The 23873-nt window shown below is 58.3% G+C and carries 20 protein-coding genes; 12 read left to right on the plus strand and 8 right to left on the minus strand.

Features of this window, described 5'->3' with window-relative positions:
• Nucleotides 1-8: 8 nt before the first annotated feature.
• The gene (locus AU182_RS01955; protein WP_066959872.1) at nt 9-1322 is read right to left on the minus strand and encodes a sodium:proton antiporter; all 1314 of its coding nucleotides are present in this window, start codon (nt 1320-1322) and stop codon (nt 9-11) included.
• 62 nt (nt 1323-1384) lie between these two features.
• Entirely contained in the window at nt 1385-2278 is an 894-nt protein-coding gene (locus tag AU182_RS01960; RefSeq protein ID WP_066959875.1) for a pirin family protein, read from the minus strand.
• Between the two features lie 140 nt (nt 2279-2418).
• Between AU182_RS01960 and AU182_RS01965 the strand changes: the two genes are divergently transcribed.
• From AU182_RS01965 to gstA, 5 genes are all read left to right on the plus strand, one after another.
• Nucleotides 2419-3306 (plus strand): LysR family transcriptional regulator, encoded by an 888-nt coding sequence (locus AU182_RS01965; RefSeq protein WP_066959878.1) that lies wholly within the window; start codon nt 2419-2421, stop codon nt 3304-3306.
• Nucleotides 3307-3363: 57 nt separating this feature from the next.
• Entirely contained in the window at nt 3364-4350 is a 987-nt protein-coding gene (locus tag AU182_RS01970) for a Gfo/Idh/MocA family protein (RefSeq protein WP_066959881.1), read from the plus strand.
• Nucleotides 4351-4489: 139 nt separating this feature from the next.
• Complete coding sequence (locus AU182_RS01975) at nt 4490-4894, plus strand: DoxX family protein (protein WP_066959884.1); 405 nt, start codon at nt 4490-4492, stop codon at nt 4892-4894.
• Between the two features lie 10 nt (nt 4895-4904).
• The gene (locus AU182_RS01980; RefSeq protein WP_066959886.1) at nt 4905-5876 is read left to right on the plus strand and encodes a glutathione S-transferase family protein; all 972 of its coding nucleotides are present in this window, start codon (nt 4905-4907) and stop codon (nt 5874-5876) included.
• Nucleotides 5877-5916: 40 nt separating this feature from the next.
• Nucleotides 5917-6516: a glutathione transferase GstA gene (gene gstA, locus AU182_RS01985; protein ID WP_066959889.1), complete on the plus strand. Its 600-nt coding sequence runs from the start codon at nt 5917-5919 to the stop codon at nt 6514-6516.
• 18 nt (nt 6517-6534) lie between these two features.
• On the opposite strand, the gene AU182_RS01990 is transcribed toward gstA, so the two are convergent.
• From AU182_RS01990 to hexR, 3 genes are all read right to left on the minus strand, one after another.
• On the minus strand, nt 6535-7782 hold the full coding sequence (locus AU182_RS01990; protein WP_066961989.1) for a multidrug effflux MFS transporter: 1248 nt from the start codon (nt 7780-7782) through the stop codon (nt 6535-6537).
• Nucleotides 7783-7916: 134 nt separating this feature from the next.
• The gene (locus AU182_RS01995; protein WP_066959892.1) at nt 7917-9707 is read right to left on the minus strand and encodes a DUF4153 domain-containing protein; all 1791 of its coding nucleotides are present in this window, start codon (nt 9705-9707) and stop codon (nt 7917-7919) included.
• 32 nt (nt 9708-9739) lie between these two features.
• Nucleotides 9740-10594 carry a transcriptional regulator HexR gene (hexR, locus tag AU182_RS02000; protein WP_066959894.1) on the minus strand — a complete coding sequence of 285 codons (855 nt, stop codon included), beginning with the start codon at nt 10592-10594 and terminating at the stop codon, nt 9740-9742.
• Nucleotides 10595-11048: 454 nt separating this feature from the next.
• Here hexR and uvrD point away from each other — a divergent pair, with 454 nt between their 5' ends.
• The 4 genes from uvrD (at nt 11049) to AU182_RS02020 (ending at nt 16635) form a co-directional block, all read left to right on the plus strand.
• Nucleotides 11049-13277 (plus strand): DNA helicase II, encoded by a 2229-nt coding sequence (gene uvrD / locus AU182_RS02005; RefSeq protein ID WP_066959897.1) that lies wholly within the window; start codon nt 11049-11051, stop codon nt 13275-13277.
• 113 nt (nt 13278-13390) lie between these two features.
• A complete protein-coding gene (locus tag AU182_RS02010; RefSeq protein ID WP_066959899.1) occupies nt 13391-14539 on the plus strand; it encodes a TRAP transporter substrate-binding protein in 1149 nt (382 codons plus the stop codon).
• A gap of 330 nt (nt 14540-14869) precedes the next feature.
• A complete protein-coding gene (locus tag AU182_RS02015) occupies nt 14870-15577 on the plus strand; it encodes a hypothetical protein (RefSeq protein ID WP_066959902.1) in 708 nt (235 codons plus the stop codon).
• 146 nt (nt 15578-15723) lie between these two features.
• Nucleotides 15724-16635 carry a hypothetical protein gene (locus AU182_RS02020; protein WP_066959905.1) on the plus strand — a complete coding sequence of 304 codons (912 nt, stop codon included), beginning with the start codon at nt 15724-15726 and terminating at the stop codon, nt 16633-16635.
• Between the two features lie 89 nt (nt 16636-16724).
• Here the strand turns inward: AU182_RS02020 and groL are convergent, their stop codons facing one another.
• Together groL and groES are read right to left on the minus strand one after the other, a co-directional pair.
• Nucleotides 16725-18353 carry a chaperonin GroEL gene (gene groL, locus AU182_RS02025; RefSeq protein WP_066959908.1) on the minus strand — a complete coding sequence of 543 codons (1629 nt, stop codon included), beginning with the start codon at nt 18351-18353 and terminating at the stop codon, nt 16725-16727.
• Nucleotides 18350-18670, minus strand: coding sequence for a co-chaperone GroES (gene groES, locus AU182_RS02030; RefSeq protein WP_066959911.1), 321 nt, complete (start codon nt 18668-18670; stop codon nt 18350-18352). Before groES ends, groL begins: the two co-directional genes overlap by 4 nt.
• 232 nt (nt 18671-18902) lie before the next feature.
• Between groES and AU182_RS02035 the strand changes: the two genes are divergently transcribed.
• Nucleotides 18903-19499 (plus strand): hypothetical protein, encoded by a 597-nt coding sequence (locus tag AU182_RS02035; protein WP_066959914.1) that lies wholly within the window; start codon nt 18903-18905, stop codon nt 19497-19499.
• Nucleotides 19500-19757: 258 nt separating this feature from the next.
• Nucleotides 19758-22640, plus strand: a complete 2883-nt coding sequence (locus AU182_RS02040; RefSeq protein WP_066959917.1) for a hypothetical protein — start codon at nt 19758-19760, stop codon at nt 22638-22640.
• A 191-nt stretch (nt 22641-22831) separates the two neighbouring features.
• Here AU182_RS02040 and AU182_RS02045 read toward each other — a convergent pair whose 3' ends face one another.
• A complete protein-coding gene (locus AU182_RS02045) occupies nt 22832-23221 on the minus strand; it encodes an acyl-CoA thioesterase (protein ID WP_066959920.1) in 390 nt (129 codons plus the stop codon).
• Nucleotides 23222-23444: 223 nt separating this feature from the next.
• Here AU182_RS02045 and AU182_RS02050 point away from each other — a divergent pair, with 223 nt between their 5' ends.
• The gene (locus AU182_RS02050; protein ID WP_066959924.1) at nt 23445-23816 is read left to right on the plus strand and encodes a hypothetical protein; all 372 of its coding nucleotides are present in this window, start codon (nt 23445-23447) and stop codon (nt 23814-23816) included.
• Nucleotides 23817-23873 lie beyond the last annotated feature (57 nt).

The following is a 23873-nucleotide window of genomic DNA, read 5'->3' on the forward strand; positions in this document are numbered from 1 at the left end:
GCGGCCAGTTAGTCAGGTTGTGGTGTGGGTGCGGCGCGCTCGGGATCGGCGGCTTCGCGGCTGCGGCGGATGAGCGGCGCGATGGTAGATCCCTGCACCACAATGGAGAAGAGTACCACGCCGTAGGTCATCACTACCCACAGGTGACGCAAGTCGTGGGTGCTGCCGTTACTGGTATCGCCGATCAGGTAGCCGGACGGGATCGACATCGCCAGCGCCAGTGCCAGTCCGCCCCGCAGCCCGCCCCAGATCAGAATCCGCTCGGTGTAGGGGTGGTATTTGCGGCGCCGTTTGAGCAGCTGGAACGGGACACCCACCGCCAGCACGCGTCCCAGCAGCACAATCACGATCGCGGCGACGATCAGCACATAGTCGATGGGCGAGAAGTCGATGGTGATCAGGAACAGGCCCACCAGCAGGAACAGGATACCGTTGAGAAACTCCTCGGTAATGGTCCAGAAGTTGTCCAGCTCGTGCTGACTCACCCGCGAAAATCCGCGCTCGCGGGTGAAGTTGCCGATAATGATACCGGACACCACCATGGCCAGGGCGCCAGACACGTGCAGCAGGTTGGCGGCGGCAAAACCGGCGGTGGGAATCACCAGGGTCAGCAACAGTTCCAGGCTGTGGTCATTGGTGGAGCAGATCAGCCAGTGGAACAGGCCGCCAATCGCGAGCCCGAGCGCGATGCCACCGAGCGCCTCCACCATAAACAGGTGGCTGATAGCCGGCAGCGTCGGTTCGGTGCCCTGAAACGCCAGCGCGTAGAGCACCGCAAACACCACCATGCCGAAACCGTCATTGAACAGCGACTCCCCCTCGACCTGAATCGAAACCTGCTCCGGGGCCTTCAGGCTCTTGATAATGGCCAGCACCGCAATGGGGTCCGTGGGCGAGATCAGCGCCCCAAACAGCAGGCAGTACACCAGGTCCACCGGCATACCGATCAGCGCAAACAGGGCATACATCATGTAGCCCACCGCGAAAGTGGAAATCAGGGTGCCGACGATGGCCAGCAGGGTGATTTCCACCTTCTGGTTGCGCAGCATCAACAGGTCGATATGCAGGGAGCCGGCAAACAGCAGAAAGCCCAGCATGCCTTTCAGCAGCAGGTCTTCCAGGTTCATCACCGGGAGCAGCTGCGCCACCCAATCCCGCAGCTCCACTATTTCCAGCTTGCCGAGACCGGTAACAAGCAGCGACAGAGCCAGTGAGCCCGCGGTGATGGCAATGGTGGTCTGGGTGCGCAGTACGTATTGATTGATAAAACCGAGGAACACGGACACAGCCGCGAGAAAACAGAAGGTGTAATAGACGTCCATGCCCTGGGGGGTGCCTCGGTTGGGTCGGTTGCACGCTGGCGTTGCGGCCAGCGCGCCTGCGCTCAGTCCGTCAGCGTGCCGTTATTGTAGTCGCGCACCGCCTGCTCAATCTGCTCGCGGGTGTTCATGACAAAGGGGCCATAGTGCGCAACGGGTTCGTTGAGTGGGGCGCCGTGCAGCAGCAACAAGCCGGTACCTTTTCCGGCGCCGTCTGCGGGCGCGCGCAATTGTAATGATTCACCAGCACCAAACAACACCAGATTGCCCCGGGTCACGGTGCCGCGCTCGGTGGCCAGCGATCCCCGGTAGATATAGGCCAGTGCGGTGTGCTCCCTGGGCAGTGGCAGGGAAACGTCGGCGCCCGGCGCCAGGCGCACATCGGCCACCGAGGCTGCACTGGCCGCATCCAGCAGCGGGCCGGATACGGACTCACCGGCAATTTGCCAGGTGCCGGCAATCAGGCGAATCATTGAGCCATGCGCGTCCAGCGTGCGTTCCTGTACCTGTTCCGGCTGCAGGTCGCGCCAGTCCGGCGTGCTCATCTTGTCCTTCGCCGCCATATTGATCCACAGCTGGAAGCCGTGCATACCGCCCTCGCCCTGGGAGGGCATCTCCGAGTGGATGATGCCGCGCCCGGCGCGCATCCACTGGGCACCGCCCTCGCGAATGGCACCGCGGTTACCCAGGTGGTCCTGGTGCTCAAACTCGCCACTCAGCATGTAGGTCAGCGTTTCGATCCCCCGGTGCGGGTGCGGCGGGAAACCGGCAATGTAATCGTCGGGATTTTCCGAGCGTATCTCATCGACCATCAGGAACGGGCTGAAGTCCGCGGACTGGAATCCAGCCACCCGATGAATTTTCACGCCGGCGCCATCGGCGGACGGATGCCCCGCCACTACACGTGCGGCGGGCCGCAGGCTGACGCTGTTTTCGCTGTTGGGTGTGACGTTTTGCATGGTTCTGCTCCTCCATTTCCGGCAGTATAGGCCGATTAAATCGCCAGAAAATGGCAAATAATCGCAGCTAATATTCGAACGGCTCGACAGGTCGCGCCGGTAACTCTTTTCACCGATCGAAATCAGACAAAGGACAGTCAATGGCCAAGGTAACCCTGGAGCAGTGGCGGATGTTTCAGGCCGTGGTGGAACACGGCGGTTTTTCCCAGGCCGCGGAAGCGGTGCACAAGAGCCAGTCTTCGATTAATCACGCGGTGCACAAACTGCAGGAGAGCCTCGGGGTTTCGCTGCTGGAAGTGCGCGGGCGCAAGGCGGAACTCACCGACGCGGGGCGGGTACTGCTGAACCGCGCCGGCGGCCTGCTGGATGAGGCGGAAGCGCTGGAGTCGGTGGCCGCGAGCCTGGGCGCCGGCACCGAGGCGCAACTGCGCCTGGCGGTGGATGTGCTGTTTGATTACGAGGCCCTGTTCAATGCGGTGGAGCGTTTTGCCGCCGAGTTTCCCCACACCCGCCTGGAGATTCGCGAGACCGTATTGTCCGGTGCCGAGGAATTGCTGTTGCAGCAGGAGGCGGATTTCATCCTGTCCGCGCGCGTACCCCAGGGGTTTGTGGGTGAGCCGGTGGCGCGGGTGAAATTTGTGCCGGTGGCACACCCGGACCACCCGCTGCATCATCTGGGGCGGCCGGTGAACCGGGAAGATCTCAAGGCGGCGCGGCAGATCGTGATGCGCGATTCCGCGCTGAAAAACCGCCAGGATGCGGGTTGGCTCGGCTCCGACCAGCGCATCACCGTCACCAACGTGCACACCTCCATTGAATTGATCGAGCGCGGCCTGGGGTTTGCCTGGCTGCCGCAGACCCGCATCCGCGACTCCCTGTCGGCCGACCGGCTGCTGCCGCTGCGCACCGAAGAACCCTGGGAGCGGGATGTCACTGTCTATCTGGTGTACGCGGATCAGGACCGTGCCGGCCCCGCCGCCTGCCTGCTGCTGCGCGCCCTGCGTGAAGGCTTGCCACCGATCGAGTGATCGGGGCGCCGTATCCTCTGCCCGCTGGTCAAATCAATCTAAAACAGGAAGCGTGTCATGGTGCGTGACAGTGACGAAATCCGCTGGGGCATTATCGGTTGCGGCAATGTCACCGAGCTGAAAAGCGGCCCGGCGTTCAACAAGGTGGCGGGATCAAAGCTGGTTGCGGTCATGCGCCGCAACCGGGAAAAGCTGCTGGACTATGCCGCGCGCCACCGTGTGCCGAAAACCTATACCAGCGCCGACGACCTGATCAACGACCCGGAAATCGACGCCGTTTATGTGGCCACGCCACCGGGGAGCCATCGGGAGTACGCGCTGAAGATAGCGAGCGCTAACAAACACTGTTGTCTGGAAAAACCGATGGCGCTCGATTTCAGCGAGTGCGAAGACATTGTCGCCGCTTTTGCAGGCCGGGAGGCACAGCTGTTTGTCGCCTACTACCGCCGCTCCCTGCCCCGCTTCAATCAGGTAAAAGAGTGGATCGACAGCGGTAGAATCGGTGCCATTCGCCATATCAACTGGAGCTATGCGCGCGCGCCTTCCGCCGCGGACCTGTCACCGGAATACGATTGGCGCACCGACCCGGCGGTGTCCGGCGGCGGCCATTTTGTCGATCTCGCCTGTCACGGTCTCGACCTGTTTATCCATCTCGCCGGAGATATCACCGAGGCCAAGGGGATCGCGGTCAATCAGCAGGACCTGTATAACGCGGAAGATGCGGTTTCCGCCTGCTGGGCATTTGACAGTGGTGCCACCGGCGCGGGCTTCTGGAATTTTGCCGCCAGTGACTACAGCGATGAGGTAGTGATCTACGGCAGCAGGGGCAGCATCCGTTTTTCCGTGTTTGCCGACAAGCCGCTGGTGCTCGACGCCGGCGACGATTCCGAAACCGTCGCAATCGCCCACCCGGAAAACATCCAGTATTTCCACATCGACAATATGGTCAAACACCTCAACGGCGAAGGCCGGCACCCGGTATCTGCCGCCGAAGGTGGCAAGGCCTCACGGGTGATGGACCAGATTCTGGCGGGATTTCGCTAGGTTTGGCGCTCACTTCTATAAATTCGATGTATCCCTGCGAATATATGCGATTTTCGTTTTAAAAATCCGAATTAGACTAAACGGCGTTGTCTCTTCATACACTTTCTCTCTGAAAGAACTCTCGCTTAAGGACTCTGCTATGAACAACGGCGTACTGTTTGATTTCTCCAAGCTGATGGCGCGCATTCTGATGTCGGTGATGTTTATTGTCGCCGGCTACAGCAAGATCGGCGCCTACGCGGGCACGCAGGAATATATGGCATCGGCGGGTGTACCCGGCTTTCTACTGCCGCTGGTCATTCTGCTGGAGCTGGGCGGTGGCCTGGCCATTCTGTTTGGCTTCTTTACCCGCTGGGTGGCGGTGGCGTTTGCCGCCTTCTGTGTGGTGAGCGCGTGGCTGTTCCACAATGTGCCCGGTGACCAGATGCAGCAAATCCTGTTTATGAAAAACATCACCATCGCCGGCGGCTTCCTGATGTTGGCCTGCGCCGGTGCCGGCCGATTCAGCTTTGATTACGCCATGGCCAACGTGAAGAAGCGCTAAGGAGATACCCATGGGATTACTGGTAAATGGCGAATGGAAAGATCAGTGGTATGACACCGACAAAAGTGGTGGTGCCTTCGAGCGTGAGGCGGCGCAATTGCGTAACTGGGTGACGGCCGATGGCAGTGCCGGCCCCAGCGGCGAAGGTGGCTTCGCGGCGGAGAAAGACCGCTACCACCTGTATGTCTCACTGGCCTGCCCCTGGGCTCACCGCACCCTGATCTTCCGCAAGCTCAAGGGGCTCACCGATTACATCGGCGTGTCGGTGGTCAGCCCCTACATGTTGGAGAACGGCTGGACCTTCGATGAGAGCGAGGGCAGTACCGGCGATGACCTGTTCGGCAGCGAATTCCTGCACCAGGTGTACACCCGTAACCGCCCCGAATACTCCGGGCGTGTCACGGTGCCGGTGTTGTGGGACAAACAGCAGCAATGCATCGTCAGCAACGAGTCTTCGGAAATCATCCGCATGTTCAATACCGCGTTTGATGGGCTTACCGGCGATACCCAGGATTTTTATCCACAGGATTTGCGTGGCGACATCGACGCCACCAACACGCTGGTCTACGACAACATCAACAATGGTGTGTACCGTGCGGGGTTTGCCACCAGTAAAGAGGCCTACGAGACGGCGTACCGCCGGCTGTTCGAGGTCGTGGAGCAGTTGGAACAACGGCTGCAAGATAACCGTTACCTCACCGGTGAGCGCATCACCGAGGCGGACTGGCGGTTGTTTACTACACTGATCCGGTTCGACGCCGTGTACCACGGCCATTTCAAGTGCAACAAGCAGCGGCTGGCGGACTATCCCAACCTGTGGGGTTATGTGCGCGAGTTGTACCAGTGGCCTGGTGTGGCAGAGACGGTGGACTTCCACCACATCAAAACCCACTACTACGCCAGCCACAAAAACATCAATCCCACCGGGATTGTGCCGCTGGGGCCGGAGCTGGATTATTCAGCGCCCCACGGTCGCGGCTGATTTTGCGATGTGAACCAATCAAACTCTGTGAGGAAGTGTCATGAAGCTGTTCTATGCCCCGGGCGCCTGCTCCCTGTCCCCGCATATCGTTGCCTGCGAGGCGGGTATTGACCTGGATCTGTGCAAGGTCAACCTGAAGACCAAGCAGACCGAAAGCGGCGGTGATTTCACCGAGGTGAATCCCAAGGGCTACGTGCCCGCGCTGCAGCTGGAAGGCGGTGAGGTGCTCACCGAAGGTCCTGCCATTGTGCAGTTCCTGGCGGAGCAGAAGCCGGAGAAAAAACTGGCCCCGGAATACGGCTCCCTGGATCACTACCGGGTACTGGAGTGGCTGAACTACATCTCCACCGAAGTGCACAAATCCTTTGTGCCGCTGTTCTGGGGCGGGAGTGACGAGGACAAGGCGGAGGCCAGGGAAAAACTCGGCAAGCGCTTCCACTATGTGGAAGAAAAAATGGCCGGTGATTACCTGATGGGTGACGACTTCTGCATCGCCGATGCCTACCTGTTTACCGTGTACAACTGGTGCAGCAAGGTGGAGGTGGATACCGGCCGCTGGCCCAAGCTCAAGGCCTTTGCCGAGCGCATGTCCCAGCGCGAAGGGGTCAGGAAGGCGATGCAGGCAGAAGGCCTGCTGTAATCGCCCCGGCTCCGGGGCCTACTTCACTCTTTCCTCGACGCCGATCGGCTGCCGCGCCCTGGCCACAAACAGGGCGAGGCTCACGGCGGCGGCCGCACAGCACAGCATGCCCACGGCAATCGGCACCAGGGTGCCGGTATGTACCGCATTCACGGTCCCGCCCAGCACACCCCCGAAAATAAACAGCGACGCACCGTACAGCGCATTGGCGGTGCCGCTGATATTGGGAAAAAACTCCAGGTAACAGGCGGCGGAATTGGGCGCGATGATGCCAATGGAGCCCATCGCCATCACCAGCGGGACCATCCACGCCAGCAGCGGCTGCCGGTCACCAAAATACAAGGTGCTGGCCACCAGTAGCGCACAGGACATCAGCAGTGCACCGACGCCCACCACCAGAATCTGGCGTGGCTCGAATACCTTGAGCAGGCGGATATTCAGCTGCACCAGAATTGCCAGGCCCAGCACGCAGCTGCCAAACAGCAGGGGAAATTGCTCCGAGCTGACGCCAAAGTGGTCCATAAAGACAAACGGCGCGGTGGTGATATAGATAAACATGCAGCCACTGACAAACGCCTGTCCGAATAGAAAGCCCAGCGCCCGCCGGCAGCGGAAAATCTGCCCGTAGCCCTGCAGCATGCTACGTCGGGACTGGCGCTGGCGACGCGCGCGGCGAAAGCGCGATACCGTTTCCGGCAGGATGCCGCGCACCAGCAACATCATCAGCAGGCCGTACACCAGCAGGAAAATAAAAATGGTGTGCCAGTCGCCGAAGCTCAGCAGGGTGGCGCCAATTACCGGAGCCACCATGGGCGCGATCAGCATCATGGTGGCGATCATCGACATGATGCGTGCCGCCTCGCGGCCGTGGTACAGGTCGCGCACGATGGCACCGCAGATCACCGTGGCAAAGCCACCGCCCACCGCCTGCAGGAAGCGCAGTGCAATCAGCAGTTCCACCGTGTTGGCAAACAGGATCAGAATGGTGCTGGCGATAAAAATGCTGAGGCCGATGGTGCCGATAAGGATGCGCCCCAAGCGGTCGGACAGCGGCCCGCCAAAGATCTGCCCTACCGCGAAACCCAGCAGGTAGCTGGACACCGAATGCTGCACCTGCGCCACTTCCACACCCAGGGCGGCGGCCATATTGGGGATGGCTGGCAGGTAGGTGTCGATGGCAAAGGGTGTCAGCGCCACCAGCGCAGCCAGACAGGGGGCGAACCAGCGCGGCGGCTTGCCTTGGGCGTCGAAAAAATTCGGGGGCATAGTAAATCGGGTACGACAGTTGGTTGGCGAACACGGGCGGTCGATGGGCTTGGTATTACGCAACCGCGGGGCCGGCATGGTAGCGGCCCCGTGCGGTGGTTTCCATGACAGTGGGAGAATACCGGGTCAAACGGTTACTGGGTTGGGTCGAACAGCAGTTCATCTTCCAGGTACAGGCTTTGCCAGCGGGAGGGGCGCAGCGCAAAGTTACCCCTGGCGAGCCGCTCCTTCAGCCGATCAAAGGATTCAGTGGTGGTGCGGCTGCTGTCGGCAAACACGGCCCAGCCATCGTCTGCAGCGGTGTGGGCGGTGATCCGCAGCCAGTGGCGCTGATCCGTGCTGGAATCCCGGTGTTCAAACAGGAGGTATTCGGGCTTTCCGTCGCCGTCGAGGTCCTGCACCAGCCACAGGCAGGCGCGCCCCTCCTGCTCACAGGCCCTACCCGCGGCGCCGAGGTCGGCGTGTTGCGGTGGCGGTGACGCACCTGTGGGCAGCACCGGAATCTCCCGCACCCGCTGCGCGCGAGCGTGTATCTGTAGCGGGTTTTCCCGAAGGTTCCCGTCAATCTCTGGTGCTAGCAACTGTTGTAGATGTTCGGCGATGTCTTTGTCCTGCTGGATTGCCGGCAGTGCCTGCAGGCTTTGCAGCGCTTCCAGCCCAGGTCGCCCGAGCTTCTGACGCAGGAAAAAGAAATCAAAATCCGCCAGCGCCACCCGCCCGTCCTGTAGCCGCGCCGCGTGGCTGTCGGCGCTGATGCGCCAGAAATTTGCCAGTGGCGACTGGGTAATCAGGCATACCGCCAGCACCCACAGCGCCAGCCCGCTATTTAGCCGTGGCAACCAGTCGGCCCAGTGCCCGCCCCGGCGCAGGATGGCGACACTGTAGCTGACGGCCAGCAGCGCCAGGGTCAGCGCCACCACAAAACCCCACAGCCGCTCCGGGGTCCAACCGTACTGGTGCACCCGCAGGAACAAGCCGTACAGGGCGAATCCGGCATAAATCGGCGCGAGCACCAGGGCCAGCAACAGCAGGCGATTGACCCATTTGGGGTAGCGGGCGAAGGGAAACTCGTCCTGGATCACGCCGTTGGTGAAAAACAGCAACAGTGCCAGCAGCCACAACAGCAGGGCGCTGCCGTGGCCGGTGTCCCAGATCGGCTGCAGTCCGGTAAACGGCAAGGTGGCGAGGAACACCACGGTCAATACCCCCAGCAGTGGCAGCAGAGCCACCAGCATGGTGCGCAGCAGGCGCTTCAGGGTGAGCACAAAGCTTTGTTGCGAGCGGAACAGGATGGCGCCACAGCCCGTCACCAACCAGGTCACCGGGTAGAAAAACCAGTCTTCCTCAAACAGCTCCCTGAAAAAGCCCACACCCACCAGCTTGAACAGCGACTGCCACAGGAACAGGATCAGCCAGAAAATCCCGGTAAAAATCAGGGTGAGGCCGACGGTCAGCGCCATGTCCCAGGAATAGTGGAACTGTGCGGAATAGCCCGGCCAGCGCAGCTGCGCCGTGCCGGTGGCGCCCGCCCGCAGCAGGAAAGCGACAATAAAGGTGGCAACCACCACGGCAACGCAGAACGCAAACGGCCAGTTGCAATCGATCATATCGGCGGGCGTGCACTGATAGCCCCGGTAGCTGGCCAGCAGAGCCAGCAGTGCGGCGTACGCTGCGATGATCCACCAGTACCCCCGCGCCAGACGCGGCGCCACCGTGACAATAATCAGTGGTGGCAGGGTGATGACCAGGGTGTAGCAGAGAAATTGCCACACTGGCGACCAGTGCTCGACGGCGGCAAAGAACTTGAGTGCGTAAAGGGCAAGGCCTTGAAGAAGGGCGGCGATCAGGATCAGGCGCTTTTCGGCGATGCCAAGATCCTGCGGTTGGTTGGGCGTATTATCTTGTTGGTCGCTGCTTCCGTGCATATCGCGTCCTGTTCGCCTCTTTTGCGGTCGTATTAGTGCTTCTCTTCCCGCAAATTATAGAGGCCTTTTTTCAGCTTCAGCAGGTGTTCCTGCAATTGCGGCCCCTTGCGCTGGGCCACGCCGATAGCCAGCACGTCGATGACCACCAGGTGCGCAATGCGCGAGGACAGCGGCGTATACAGCTCGATGTCTTCCTCCACATCCACTTCCAGCGGAATGCTGGACTGGCGTGTCATCGGGGAGCCGCTGGGGCCGAGGCCGATAACGATGGCGCCCTGCTGCTTGGCCATTTCCATGGAGCGCAACAGCGAGGAGGTGCGACCGCTCTGGGAGATGGCGACCACTACGTCCCCGGGCTCCATGCTCATCGCCGACATGCTCTGCATGTGGTGGTCGGAGTGGGCGGCGGTGGCCATCTGCAGGCGGAAGAATTTGTGCTGGGCGTCGGCGGCGACCGCCCCGGAGGCGCCGAAGCCGAAGAATTCCACGCGTTTAGAGGCGGCAATGGCGGCCACGGCGGCTTCCAGCGCGCGCCCGTCGATCTTGTCGCGCACATTGAGCAAGGTGTCGACGGTGGAGTCGAAGACCTTGCGCTTGTATTCGGCGATGGTGTCGGTCTCGGTAACCGCGATCTGGCCAAAGCTGGGGCTGGAGGCGAGCTGTTGCGCGAGGTTGAGCTTGAATTCCTGAAAGCCGGAACAGCCGACGGCGCGGCAGAAACGCACCACGGTGGGCTCGCTCACCTGGGCCTCGGTGGCAAGATCCACTATGCGCATATGGATGATTTCGCCCGGATTGGCGAGAATGTATTCGGCGACCTTGCGCTCCGATTTCCGCATGGAACTCAGCTGTTCGCTGATCCGCTGCGTGACTTCCGCTGGCTTCACGACTCTACCTTCTATGGTTCAAGCCGTGCAGTTTAGCGGTATGGCGGGGTGCTGGCGAGCCTTGGCTTATATTGGACCTGGGGCGGTGCTGGCACCGGTGGGCCTATGCGGGACACGCCGTGCACCCATCCCTGGGGGCTCTTCTGCGAGGTCCCTCTCGCAGAAGGTCCCGCATAGGCCCACCGATACCATCACCTTCGCTTCGGGTCTGTGAGTTTTGGACAAATTTTGCGGGTCAGACAGGACTCGAATGCTAAGGGACTGATACCGGATATAGCTTTGCGGGACCGTCTGCGGCCAGGACGGCCGCAGCCGAGCCCCCAGGGATGGGTGCACGGCGTGTCCCGCAAAGCTATATCCGGTAGCAGGCCCGCCACCGAACCTTATTCGGGCGCACCACAAAACCCTGTTTATATACCCAGTTATCCCAAAACCCCTGATACAATCCGCCCCCATGGACGTATCTGAACTCTTAGACCCCCTCAACGACCCCCAGCGCGAAGCCGTCGCGGCGCCGCCGGGCCATCAACTGGTTCTGGCCGGCGCCGGCTCGGGCAAGACCCGTGTGCTGGTGCACCGTATCGCCTGGCTGATGCAGGTGGAGGGGGCATCGCCCTACTCCATTATGGCGGTGACCTTTACCAACAAGGCCGCGCGCGAGATGCGCGGGCGCATCGAGGAACTGCTGGGGGTAAACACCTTTGGCATGTGGGTGGGCACCTTCCACGGCCTCGCCCATCGCCTGCTGCGTGCGCACTGGGCCGAAGCGAAGCTACCGCAAAATTTCCAGATCCTCGACAGCGATGACCAGCTGCGCCTGATCAAGCGGGTGCAGAACGAACTGGGGCTGGACGATAAAAAGTGGTCCCCGCGGGAGACCCAGTGGTGGATCGGCGCCCAGAAAGACGAGGGCATCCGCCCGCAGTATATCCAGCTCACCGGCGACCCCTGGCTGCAGACCATGGTGCGTATCTACAGTGCCTACGAGGAAGCCTGTCAGCGCGCCGGCGTCGTGGACTTCGGTGAACTGCTGCTGCGCGCCCACGAGCTGCTGCTTAATAACGACAGTATCCTCGCCCATTACCGCCGCCGCTTCCCCTATATCCTTGTGGACGAGTTCCAGGACACCAACACTATTCAATACGCCTGGCTGCGCCTGCTGGCCGGGGATCAGTGTGCGATCACCGCAGTGGGGGACGACGACCAGTCCATCTATGGTTGGCGCGGTGCCAAGATCGAGAATATCCAGCATTTCGAGGCGGACCTGAAAGGCGTGCAGACGGTACGCCTGGAGCAGAACTACCGCTCCACCAGCACGATTCTGAACGCCGCCAACGCGGTGATTGCACACAACTCCGGCCGCCTCGGCAAGGAACTGTGGACCGAGGGCGATAAGGGCGAACCCATCTCGCTGTACTCCGCCTACAACGAACAGGACGAGGCGCGCTTTATCGTCGAGCGTATCCAGGACTGGGTGCGCGACGGCAACCGCCGCGACAGTATCGCCATCCTGTACCGCTCCAACGCCCAGTCGCGGGTGCTGGAAGAAGGCCTGCTGCGCGAGCAGGTGCCCTACCGCATTTACGGCGGCCAGCGCTTCTACGAGCGCATGGAAATCAAGAATGCGCTGTCGTACATGCGCCTGATCACCAACCGCCACGACGACACCTCCTTCGAGCGGGTGGTAAATACCCCCACCCGCGGCATCGGCGCGCGCACCGTGGATACCGTGCGCGAGTTCGCTCGTGAACACGGCTGCTCCCTGTGGGACGCTGCGTCCAAGATGCTGCAGCAAAAGGTGCTCGCCGCCCGCGCCGGCAATGCGCTGGGCAATTTCCTCAGCCTGATCGACGCGCTGGATGAGGAGAGCACCGACAAGACCCTCGACCACATCGCCGAGATGGCGATCGAGCAGACCGGCCTGATCGAGTTTCACGGTAAGGAAAAGGGCGAGAAGGGCCAGACGCGGGTGGAGAACCTGCAGGAACTGGTCAGCGCCTGTCGCGCCTTCGACGGCTTGCCCACCGTGGACGCGGATGGCGAAGCGGTGGACGAAGAAGAAATCCCGCTGATCAACCAGTTCCTCGACAGCGCCGCGCTGGACGCCGGCGAGGGGCAGGCAGACGAGTTTGAAGATGCGGTGCAGCTGATGACCCTGCACTCCGCAAAAGGCCTCGAATTCCCGCTGGTGTTCATGGCCGGCGTGGAAGAAAACCTCTTCCCGCACAAAATGTCCGCCCAGGAACCCGGGCGCATGGAGGAAGAGCGCCGCCTCTGCTATGTGGGCATCACCCGCGCCATGCAGAAACTGTACATCACCTACGCCGAGAGCCGGCGCCTGTTTGGCAGCGAGACCTACAACAAGCCGTCGCGGTTTATCAGTGAAATCCCGGTGGAATACATTCACGAGGTACGGCTCAAAACCGAAATTTCCAAACCCCTGTTCCAGCCGAACGCCGGCAAGTACGGTGGGGGCATCAACCCATACTCTGACGCTGCCCCGGACTTTGACGACGACCTGCCGCCGCTGGCATTGGGCGGCCGCGTGGACCACGCCAAATTCGGTGAGGGCACCGTGATTCAGTTCGAAGGCAATGGCCCACGCGCACGGGTGCAGGTCAACTTCGACGACGCCGGCAGCAAATGGCTGGTAGTATCCATGGCCAAGCTACAGCCTCTGTAACCGCAAATGGTGGATGCGCTTCGCTTATCCACCAATCCATAGCCCAAAACTCCGTCATCCCGGCTCAAGTCAGGGATGACACAAAAAACCGAAGAATAAAAAATCAAACGGATATGAAAAAAATAAACTGGTATCCCCCCGTTATCCTCGGCCTGCTCGCCCTGCTGGTGTTGACCTTTGGCGCATTAGTGGTTTCCCGCTCTGATCAGGTGCAGACCGTTACCTCGCTAAAAGACTCTCACCTGAAAAACTCGGGTCAGCAGACCTTTGAGTGGAAGCTCGTTACCACCTGGCCGAAGAATTTCCCCGGCCTCGGTAGCGCGCCGGAACGTTTCGCCAAAAATGTGGCGAAAATGTCCAACGGGCGACTCAAGATCAAGGTATTTGGGGCGGGCGAACTGGTGCCTGCGATGGGTGTGTTCGGCGCCGTGTCCAGCGGTGCCGCCCAGGTGGGCCACGGTGCCGCCTATTACTGGAAAGGCAAGATTCCCGCCGCGCAGTTTTTTACCGCGGTGCCATTCGGGTTGAACGCCCAGGAGATGAATGGCTGGCTGCACTACGGTGGTGGTCAGGAATTGTGGGAAGAGATCTACGCTCCCTTCGATTTGCTTCCCATGGCCGGGGGCTCCACCGGTGTACAGATGGCCGGTTGGTTCAACAAGGAAATCAATTCTGTCGATGACCTGAGAGGTCTCAAAATGCGCATCCCCGGTCTCGGTGGGGAAGTGCTGAACCGTGCCGGTGGCACGGCTGTCACCATTCCCGGTGGCGAACTCTACACGGCACTGCAAACCGGTGTGATCGATGCGACCGAATGGGTGGGTCCCTACAATGACCTCGCCTTTGGCTTCCACCAGATTGCCAAATACTATTACTACCCGGGCTGGCACGAACCCGGTTCTGTGCTCGAAATCATCATCAACAAAACAGCGTTCCAGAAGCTTCCCGAAGACCTGCAGGCCATCGTCCGTATCGCCGCACGTGACGCCAATCAGGACATGCTCGACGAGTATACCGCGCGCAACAACCGCGCCCTGAAAGAACTGGTGGATGAGCACGGCGTGGAATTGAGAAAACTGCCCGACGAAGTGATTGCGCACCTGAAAAAAATCAATCACGACCTTATGCAAAAGACTGCGGCTGAAGATCCGCAATTTAATCGTGTGTACAAGGCATTTCAGGCGTTTGAATCACAGGTAATACCTTATCATCGGATAAGTGAAGAGGCCTATTACCGCACCCGAGAGCTGCAAATAAACTAATCCTGCGGTGTCTCCTGAGGGGGAAGAAATCGCGTGCCAGGTCAAACTTGCCAGGTCAAAGTAGTCTCAGCGTCAGTCGTATTCCTTAATACTTCATCGGCTCATTGTTTGCCCCAGGGCGGTATTGGAAATACTGCAAGGCTATCATCATGAAACTTGACCAAATATCGACCGAGGTGATTGCTTGTTGATCTCTTGGGGTATGGTTTAGTGATTTATTCTGAAGCCCCATGTGTTGTGGGCGCAGTTTCTGGTTAATAATCGACGTTCCAGTACGATTAGCTGGAAAACCATAAAACAATAGTGACCTAAGAAACTTGGGGTTAAAGAATGAAATTGAAGATGATGGCCATGCTGGCCTTGGGGGTGGCGTTTTTGTCTGGTTGTGCGGGTACACCGCAAATGCCGGTTACGCCGGATACTGTTTTCTGGCAACAGCCTAGCAAGCGTATCGGCGTGGTCGTATCCGATGTGCCTAGTCCGGACGTATATTTGCCTGGCGCCAGCTGCTTGCTATGCCTGGCAGCCGCCGAGATTGCAAACTCTTCTCTGAGCAAGCACACCGAGTCTTTGTCGGTTGACGATGCGAAAACCTTGAAGAGTGATCTGAAACAACTGTTGGAATCCAACAATGTGGAGGTCATTGAGGTGGCCGAGCCGCTGGTGGTCAACAAGCTCCCTAAATACAAATCGGAAGTGCCGAATACCGCCAAGCGCGACTTCACCGCCTACAAGAATCGTTACAATATCAGCCACCTGCTGGTTTTGGACATCTATGCGGTTGGTATGCACCGCCCCTATTCCAGCTATATACCCACCAGCGATCCGAAAGGGTATTTCAGTGCACTGGGATACCTCGTGGACCTGAACGACAATACCTACAAGTGGTACAAGCCAGTATCCGTGACCAAAGCAGTGACCGAGGAATGGGATGAAGCCCCTACTTTCCCGGCATTGACCAACGCCTACTACCAGGCCATTGCCGAAGGCAAAGAAATCATAATTTCTTCGCTGGATAGTAAAACCGCAGAGAACTAAGTTCCGTGTTCTTGACGAAAAGGTACACCTGATTACTCAGGTGTACCTTTTTTTTGGAAATAGACCCGTTAAAACGTGTCGCCTGGGATTGCGCGCGTTTCTTTGGTCCAATTTAAACGCTATATACAATAAATCTAAGATTAATCATGAAAAGACTTCTTGCTATCGGGCTGTCGCTGGCCCTTGCCGCCTGCGCCAGTTCCAAAAATCAGAATTATGTGGAGCATGTCAAGCGTACATCTGATGTTTCGCCTGGCTCAATGTTGCTAGTCAAACTGGAAGGCGACGCGCCACTGGAGTTTTATGGCGAGGTTGACCTCGACAATGTGAATGCCGATCACGGGTCGATGATGTATGTAGCAAACACCCCGGGTGTTTTTGCCGCATCCATTTTGGCGCACGCAGTAATCGCCGGCTCCGCGAACGACAGTCAAAAGGCCAAGGCGCAGGAAGAAGCAAATCAGGTGCTCTTACCTTATGCCGCCGTCATTGAGTTGATGACCGAAGCAGGCCTGGTGGAAAGTGCATTACGCGATACGAGTTTTGCTGCCTACAAGTTTATGCCGTGGACAGAGACTGCCGACAGCAGCTTATCTGTTGTAGTCAAGCCGGTTTTCCTTATGTCTCAGGACCAACGAACCCTGACGTTGAAAAATGCGGTTACCCTGATTGCCAACGGGAATGAGCAGGCTCCCGCTTACCAGAACCTTATTGAGGTGGTGTCGATCGCTGACGGGTCAGGCGAAATTCTATCCCACGACGCGGTAGCTGCTACAACCGCAGATCTCTTCACTACGTCACTTCTTATTCTCGAAGATGAGCTTCAAGGTAGCCATGCGGGTAAATCGGAACAGAAAACCTTGAGCTATATCCACGGCGGGCACAAGAAATTTGAGCGCGGTGTGGTGTTGTCAGAACAGTGTGATCGAATGACTTTCCGCTCGTTACGTGGCTGGATCAAGTCTGTGCCTCGTGCAAACGGAGATTGTGACCTGGCTGAAAAAGTAGTTTCCGGAGAAGGTCTGAGTGCGGGTGCAGACTCGGCGGTGGAGATATAATCCGCATTATCCGGGAGGACGATTTTTATATAAAAAAGGGGGCCTTGCGGCCCCGAAAGAAAAGCACTGGGGATGGGTTGGTGAAAAAATCAGTAGTCGTAGGCAGCGGCCGCCGCTTCTGATTTTTCCGCCTCGGGCTTGTCTGCCACCATTACCTCGGTGGTGAGCATCAGGCCCGCGATGGAACCGGCATTCTGCAGTGCAGAGCGGGTAACCTTGGCGGGGTCGATGATGCCGAATTCCAGCATATCGCCGTAGTCGCCGGTCTGGGCGTTGTAGCCGTAGTTGGCGCTGTCGCTCGAGCGCACCTTGTTCAGCACCACACTGCCTTCGACGCCAGCGTTGGCGACGATCTGGCGGAAAGGTTCTTCCATCGCGCGCAGGGCGATATTGATACCCACCTGCTGATCGTCGTTGGCGCCTTTGAGGCCATTCTTACGTAGGCTGTCGGCAACCCGCACCAGGGTCAGACCACCACCGGCAACGATGCCTTCTTCCACCGCCGCGCGGGTCGCGTGGAAGGCGTCGTCCACCAGGTCCTTCTTCTCTTTCATTTCCACTTCGGTGGCGGCGCCCACCTTGATCACTGCAACACCGCCGGCCAGCTTGGCCACGCGCTCTTGCAGTTTTTCCTTGTCGTAGTCGGACGTGGAGTTTTCGATTTCCGCGCGGATCTGTTTGACGCGGCCATCGATGGCGGTCTTGTCACCGGCACCGTCCACCACCACGGTGTTGTCCTTGCTGATCACCACGCGCTTGGCGCTGCCCAGCTGTTCCAGTTCCACCTTCTCCAGGGTGAGACCCACTTCCTCGGAGATCACGGTGCCGCCGGTGAGGGTCGCGATATCTTCCAGCATGGCCTTGCGGCGGTCGCCGAAGCCCGGCGCTTTCACTGCGGCGACCTTGATGGTACCGCGCAGGCTGTTGACCACCAGGGTGGCGAGGGCTTCCCCTTCAATGTCCTCGGCGATCAGCACCAGCGGTCGTCCGGCCTTGGCGACGGACTCGAGTACCGGCACAAGGTCGCGGATATTGCTGATCTTTTTGTCGAACAGCAGGATGTAGGGGTTGTCCAGTTCCGCCTGCATCTTCTCCTGATTGGTAACGAAGTAGGGCGACAGATAACCGCGATCGAACTGCATGCCTTCCACGACTTCCAGTTCGTTGTTGAGGGACTTGCCCTCCTCTACGGTAATCACACCATCGCGGCCGACTTTTTCCATGGCCTCGGCGATGATCTGGCCGATGTCTTCATTCCAGTTGGCGGACACGGTGCCCACCTGGCCGATGGACTTGGTGTCGTCACAGGGCTTGGCGAGTTTCGCCAGTTCTTCCACCGCCGCTTTTACCGCGGTGTCGATACCGCGCTTCAGGTCCATGGGGTTCATGCCGGCGGCGATGGACTTGTGCCCTTCGCGCACCAGCGCCTGGGCCAGTACAGTCGCGGTGGTGGTGCCGTCGCCGGCCAAGTCCGCGGTTTTGGACGCGACCTCTTTCACCATCTGCGCGCCCATATTCTGAAACTTGTCCTTCAGCTCAATTTCCTTGGCCACGGACACGCCATCTTTGGTGACCCGCGGTGCACCAAAGCTTTTGCTCAGTACCACGTTGCGGCCCTTCGGGCCCAGGGTGGCTTTCACTGCGTCGGCGAGAATGTTCACGCCCGCCAGCATGCGTTCGCGGGCGTCATCGGAAAACTTGACTACCTTGGCACTCATGCGGCTTTCTCCTGTTGTTTGTCTGCCACTTCTTCCAGCACGGCGAGAATGTCGGACTCTTTCACGATCAGATAGGTCTCGCCGTCGTGTTTGATTTCAGTACCGGCGTACTGACCAAACAGCACCCGGTCTCCCACCTTGACCGCCAGGGGGCGCAACTCGCCGTTGTCCAGCTGGGCGCCACTACCGGTGGCAATCACTTCTCCCTGGGTGGGTTTTTCTGCGGCCTTGTCCGGAATAACGATGCCACCTTTGGTGGTGGTTTCGGCGGCAAGGCGTTTCACAACCACCCGGTCGTAGAGCGGTTTGATACTCATCGGATTTCCTCCCAATAAGCATTTGGATGTTTCAATGGTTAAAGGTTGGTGTGCCGGGGCCGGATCTGGGTTCCTCCCGACAATCGCGAAAATAGGATCCGTTGCACGGTTTTCAAGGGGGGCAAAAACGAATTTTTTATAAAAATTTTTTATAAAAAACCGGGGTCAAAAAATAGAAGCGAGATAAAGGCAGATTTATAGTTGTAGTGAAGGATAGAAGAAGGAGGAGCTGATGCCATCTGTATCGCAAACCACCTTTGAGCGAACTCTGGCAGATTTTTTCCGCGAGCGATTGCAGGCCGGTGCCGATGATCTGGATCCCCGCCCCAAGGAAGAAACCCTGTGGTATCTGGGCAGCCTGCTGGCGCGCTTCGGTGACAGTGGCCAGGTGTTCAGCTATGACCAGGGCGAAGTCTCCGTGCGCCCACTGGCGTTGCTGTACCGGGATGCGGTGGAGGTGGACGACCACTACCACCGCTGCCTGATTCTGCGCCAGCTCGGCGACCTGGCACTATTTATGGGCGCGCTGTTTCCGGAAAATTACCGCCGCCGCGGCATCAGCCGGGATTACTTTATCGGTATGGGTGGAGGCGCCTACGACTATCTCGGCGAAAACGCGCGGCACAACCGCGAGGTGTTCAGTGAACTCGCCGAGCGCTTCGGTCGTTTGCTGGAGCTGGTAGCTGAGGTATGCGGTCGCGGGCGGGAGATGGATGCCACGGATATCCTGCAGTTGTTCCAGCGCTGGCGGGAAACCAAGGATCCACAGCTGGCGGCGCAGCTGCGTGGTCTGGGTGTGGTGCTACCTGAGGTGGGCGGCATGCATTGAGGCCGCCTACCTCGGTGACATGCACCTGCACGCTGGTATCCAGCTGGGTCAGCCATACTTCCACGGCTTCGGAATGACCGCATAAGCAGGTTTGACTGGTGGTTTTTGTTCGATCGGTCGCTGTTGCGAAGTAGTGTCTGCCGCATGTTGGGCGATACAATGAATGACGCTGAATGGCATCTTGGCTTGGGTGTTCGCCAAACTGTCATCTTTCCTAGAAAATAACGTAATAATGATTTGTGCTGAAAGGGATAATAAATGAGCTTTATTCGCAAAAAGCTATGGGCACTCTCAATGGCCGGCCTCTTGACCGCGTGTGGCGGTGGCGGCAGCGATAGTGGTGGCAGCGGAACGGGTAATCAGCCGGATCCCGCACCAGCACGCGACGAGGTCCGCCTGGAGCAAGCCGCGAATACGGCCGTGTACGGTATATCGGTATCAGAGAGCCTGCTTCAGTTAGCTCAATCCGCAGTGCGTTATACCGTGGATACGCAGTTGCTACTTTCTGGGCTGTCTATCGATCCCGCCTCGCAATGCACGGGAAGTAATCAGTTTTCTATCAATGACGAAAATGACGACCAGCGCCTGGGAGCGGGTGACAGTATTGAAGTTGTCGGTGAATACTGCCGAAACTCTATCCTCGAAGCGGATGTAAACGGAAGTTTCAGCTTGCATGTTATCCAAGTCGATGCAGCAGGTGACGGTACAGTGAATGCCAGCGTATCGATGACTTTCGATCCAGATTCGCCGCTTTCTGTAGTGAGCGAAGACATTGTTACCCGCATTTCTGGCGAGCTCCTAGTGGAGTACCAATTGACCGAGAGCGAGGAGCGCTTTTCATTGAGCACTTCGCAAATCACCCTGGAATCGGCATCCATAGCGGAAGTGGTCACGAGCTTTACCCTGGCCCGAAGCGTGCAAATCGAGAATGGAGAAGCGCGCGATTATGGTGCGGTAGACATTAGCCTGAGCCTTTCCGCCGACAGCGCCCTGTTAGACGAAGCCATTTCTTGCGAGGCAGAAAGACTGCAATTTTCGCGGCCTACCACGAGTACGATGTCTGCTTCCGATTATCAGTGCATCGGTTCCTTTGGTGAGGTTAGGATAACCGCTAGTGCTGGTGTCGATATCAAGCTGGTCGGTGAAGAAGCCTTCAAGAGAACATATAGCCTTGAACAAGGGGCACTGTATGAGGGTGCGATGTATTCATGGCCACTTTACCAGTCGAGCACGCTCAAATTCCAATACTCAAGCCGCGTGCTGCTTGAGGGTGCTGAGCTTCTCCTGCAAGACGTAAGTCGACAACGTGTATTACTCGTCCAGGCTATGGATGTCGAAGCTGACCAGTATGTATGGAGCACTTACTCCACTGCCAATGGTCTAGAGCGTCAATACACAATCAATTACCTGCCCACGCGCATTGCACTAAACGCGGATAGCAGCGAGCTGCTTGCCTTAAATCCTGTAAGTGGCGAAATCGTTCGCTATAACGCAGATACTTTTGCTGAAATTGGGACTATTCGAGTTTCCGAGCCAGTTTCCGATTTCGCGCCATCTACAGTCGCCTCAGATGTGCTGGCGGTTATCTCAGGACCTGCGCAAATTGCCAACAAACAATTACTTATTATAGACGGAGGAATTGCACGTCCAGGCAGAGTGGATCTTTACTTCAGAACCGAGATCGCGTCGGTTTTTCAGTTCGACCCGTCCGGAGAGCGTCTGATACTTAGTGACGGCGGATTGTCTGTATATTCAGTGACAGACTCGGGAGTTGAATCGCTGGACATCTACAGCGATATTTCAATAGGTCAAAACGGGGTATTTTTCGATGATCGATACCTTCTTGGAGGAGCTGTTTACGATTCTGTAACGTTAGCGCGTGTCGGTAAATTTTATGGGGTATACGGCGCTCCATTTGCGCATTCATCAGAGCACCGATTGGCGTTTTTTGCAGGTAGGGCGATCGAGGTCTGTGACCTGGAGTACTACCGTTGTTTCGCCAGCGTCTCGGGTGATTACGATCGCTTCTACAATGCCAAGCTTGCGGTGCTCGGAGATGATTTACTCGTTACGACACCTGCGCGCATGGAGATTTTTCAGGTTTCCGAGTTTGGTTTGCCCGAGATAGCGCCATGTGATCTGGAGCAAGTGATCGTTGACCAGCAGACGATCTACCGCGCAGATTGTTTGGTAAAAGATGCGGTCTACGACAGCATTGAAGACAGGATTTTTCTGCTGTCGGATGGCGGCGTAGGGCAATACGACGAGGGTATTGCAAACATCATCGAGATTTCGGCGGCAGATATGCAGGTTATCCAGCACGCAGTTCCCGGCATGCCAGAGAATCTGGGCTTATCTGCAGATAGCGGTACGCTCTACTTCCATCAGCGCTCCACCGCAATCGGCCGAATCGACACAGCAAGCTGGCAAGCATTGTCGCCAATCCTTCTCCAGCCAGAGCTCTCTGGCGACCGCCTCGATGGGCTCAAAGTTACGGATTTCAAACTATCCCCTGTCGATAATGATTTCCTGCTATTTGACCGTGACGTAGGTATGGTATCCACAGGAGGAACGATTGGTATCGATGGAGACACGTTAATCACAGCTGCCTCCCCTATGTATGTTGAAACTTTCCAATTCGATTCCGCAGGCGCCATCTACAACAACAACGGGCACTTGAGGGGTGTCGATGAGTATGTGCTGACGGGTAATGAACTCAATCTTGTGCAGGCATTTGATTACCCTGAGCTCTGTGATTTGACTGACTTAGCGGCGCCCGGTTTTATGCTTAGTCGTTGTGGTCAGTTGGTTAGTCTAGTGGATGGATCAGTCGTGTATACCCTTCTCCAGGACCTACCATTTCAGCAAGAAGATCCTGCCAGACGGCTAGTGGATGTTGAAAGGGATCTGATTTATTTGCTGTATAACAGCTATTCCGGACGGCCGGCCGCCATTGTGAAGTATCAATATTCCACCGGGGATCGACTCGGAGTCTTCGAGGCTCCTACGGATGCTCAGTGGTATCAAGGTGAGTTGGCGTTTGTGAGTAACTCTGGGGCAGTCGGCGTTATCGCCGAGAATGCGGGACGCGGCGAGATGCTGTTGATTCCCGATACTCTATTTGTCGAAACGAATAACTGATCAGCTCCGCGCTTTGTTGGAGTGCCCTCAGGACGAGGTATGCATGACTGCGGATGAATGGTGCACTTGTGCAGCTATTCGTCCCTCGTCATCGGGACATTGAGGTAGCGTGTCGCCAGAAACGCGAAATCGTTCATTGATAACAAAAGCGGGGCCACTCGGCCCCGCTTTTGTAAGTGATCTAGCGTTGCTTAAGGCAGCGGCCGGGTGCGCCCGCGGTCGTCTATGGCGACGAATACGAATTCGCCCTCGGTGACTTTCACCTGCTCACCGGTATCCACCCGGGTCAGCCACACTTCCACCATGGTTTTGATGGAGGAGCGCCCCACTTCGGTGGCCTCGGCATAACAGCTCACGGTGGAGCCTACCGGTACCGGGCGCAGGAACACCATGCTGCCGACGGCGACGGTGGTTACCCGGCCGCGGGCGATGCCCTGGGCGAGAATGGCGCCGGCCACATCCATCTGCGACATCAGCCAGCCGGCAAAGACGTCGCCCTGAGGGTTGGTGTCCCGGGGCATGGACTGGGTCTGCAGTGTCAGGGTACCGCTGGGTTGCGGTTCTTCATCAATGGCGGACATCGCAAAAGCTCACAAATTCTTAGATTTATTGATCCGTCGGCAAGGCCTGAGCCGCCGGCGGGTGGCGCATTCTAGCACAAACTGGGTACTAATTAGCCAGCGTTGGTCGAGTAAATTCTTGCGAAGGTTTTGCGAAAAAACTCTCATGAAGAAACTCTGGCCAAAACCCAGCATAATCTGCGCCATCTTGTTTGATTTTCCAACATCTCCTAGACTGCGCTGCATGCGTGCACTGATTTTTACCCTGATCCTGTGGTGTTTTACCGCCCAGAGCCTGGCTCTGGCGCTGGCGCCTGCCTGTGATCCGGGTGCCGATGGCCACGGCGATCACGCCGCCATGATGGCCACTGACGGCGCGCATGACATGCACGCCGACGACCACCACGACATGCCCTGCTGTGATGAAGCTGGCGACATGTCCTCGGCCGAGCTGTGCCAGCTGACCTGCGCCGTTGGCGGTTGTGGTGCTGCCGTGCCGCTTTCGCAGGAATGGCAACACACGGAATTGGCGAGTGCCGCCCTGTTCCAGTCGATCTCCCCCTCCCCGCTCGCTGCCTCGCAGCGCAACCTGTTGCGCCCACCCATAAGCGCCTGATGCTGCCCGCTCGACGCCTCGCTTGGCGTTGAATTCAACGGTCGAGCCATCGACCCA

The organism is Microbulbifer sp. Q7, from assembly GCF_001639145.1.
Taxonomy (GTDB): Bacteria; Pseudomonadota; Gammaproteobacteria; order Pseudomonadales; family Cellvibrionaceae; genus Microbulbifer.

What these genes read in the sequence shown, in the direction of transcription:
- AU182_RS02015 (WP_066959902.1), top strand. Translation starts at nt 14,870, where the DNA reads ATGAAATTGAAGATGATGGCCATGCTGGCCTTGGGGGTGGCGTTTTTG.
- gstA (WP_066959889.1), top strand. Translation starts at nt 5,917, where the DNA reads ATGAAGCTGTTCTATGCCCCGGGCGCCTGCTCCCTGTCCCCGCATATC.
- AU182_RS02010 (WP_066959899.1), top strand. Translation starts at nt 13,391, where the DNA reads ATGAAAAAAATAAACTGGTATCCCCCCGTTATCCTCGGCCTGCTCGCC.
- groES (WP_066959911.1), bottom strand. Translation starts at nt 18,670, where the DNA reads ATGAGTATCAAACCGCTCTACGACCGGGTGGTTGTGAAACGCCTTGCC.
- AU182_RS01965 (WP_066959878.1), top strand. Translation starts at nt 2,419, where the DNA reads ATGGCCAAGGTAACCCTGGAGCAGTGGCGGATGTTTCAGGCCGTGGTG.
- AU182_RS01960 (WP_066959875.1), bottom strand. Translation starts at nt 2,278, where the DNA reads ATGCAAAACGTCACACCCAACAGCGAAAACAGCGTCAGCCTGCGGCCC.
- groL (WP_066959908.1), bottom strand. Translation starts at nt 18,353, where the DNA reads ATGAGTGCCAAGGTAGTCAAGTTTTCCGATGACGCCCGCGAACGCATG.
- AU182_RS02020 (WP_066959905.1), top strand. Translation starts at nt 15,724, where the DNA reads ATGAAAAGACTTCTTGCTATCGGGCTGTCGCTGGCCCTTGCCGCCTGC.
- uvrD (WP_066959897.1), top strand. Translation starts at nt 11,049, where the DNA reads ATGGACGTATCTGAACTCTTAGACCCCCTCAACGACCCCCAGCGCGAA.
- AU182_RS01995 (WP_066959892.1), bottom strand. Translation starts at nt 9,707, where the DNA reads ATGCACGGAAGCAGCGACCAACAAGATAATACGCCCAACCAACCGCAG.
- AU182_RS02045 (WP_066959920.1), bottom strand. Translation starts at nt 23,221, where the DNA reads ATGTCCGCCATTGATGAAGAACCGCAACCCAGCGGTACCCTGACACTG.
- AU182_RS01970 (WP_066959881.1), top strand. Translation starts at nt 3,364, where the DNA reads ATGGTGCGTGACAGTGACGAAATCCGCTGGGGCATTATCGGTTGCGGC.
- AU182_RS01975 (WP_066959884.1), top strand. Translation starts at nt 4,490, where the DNA reads ATGAACAACGGCGTACTGTTTGATTTCTCCAAGCTGATGGCGCGCATT.
- AU182_RS02050 (WP_066959924.1), top strand. Translation starts at nt 23,445, where the DNA reads ATGCGTGCACTGATTTTTACCCTGATCCTGTGGTGTTTTACCGCCCAG.
- AU182_RS02040 (WP_066959917.1), top strand. Translation starts at nt 19,758, where the DNA reads ATGAGCTTTATTCGCAAAAAGCTATGGGCACTCTCAATGGCCGGCCTC.
- AU182_RS02035 (WP_066959914.1), top strand. Translation starts at nt 18,903, where the DNA reads ATGCCATCTGTATCGCAAACCACCTTTGAGCGAACTCTGGCAGATTTT.
- AU182_RS01990 (WP_066961989.1), bottom strand. Translation starts at nt 7,782, where the DNA reads ATGCCCCCGAATTTTTTCGACGCCCAAGGCAAGCCGCCGCGCTGGTTC.
- AU182_RS01955 (WP_066959872.1), bottom strand. Translation starts at nt 1,322, where the DNA reads ATGGACGTCTATTACACCTTCTGTTTTCTCGCGGCTGTGTCCGTGTTC.
- AU182_RS01980 (WP_066959886.1), top strand. Translation starts at nt 4,905, where the DNA reads ATGGGATTACTGGTAAATGGCGAATGGAAAGATCAGTGGTATGACACC.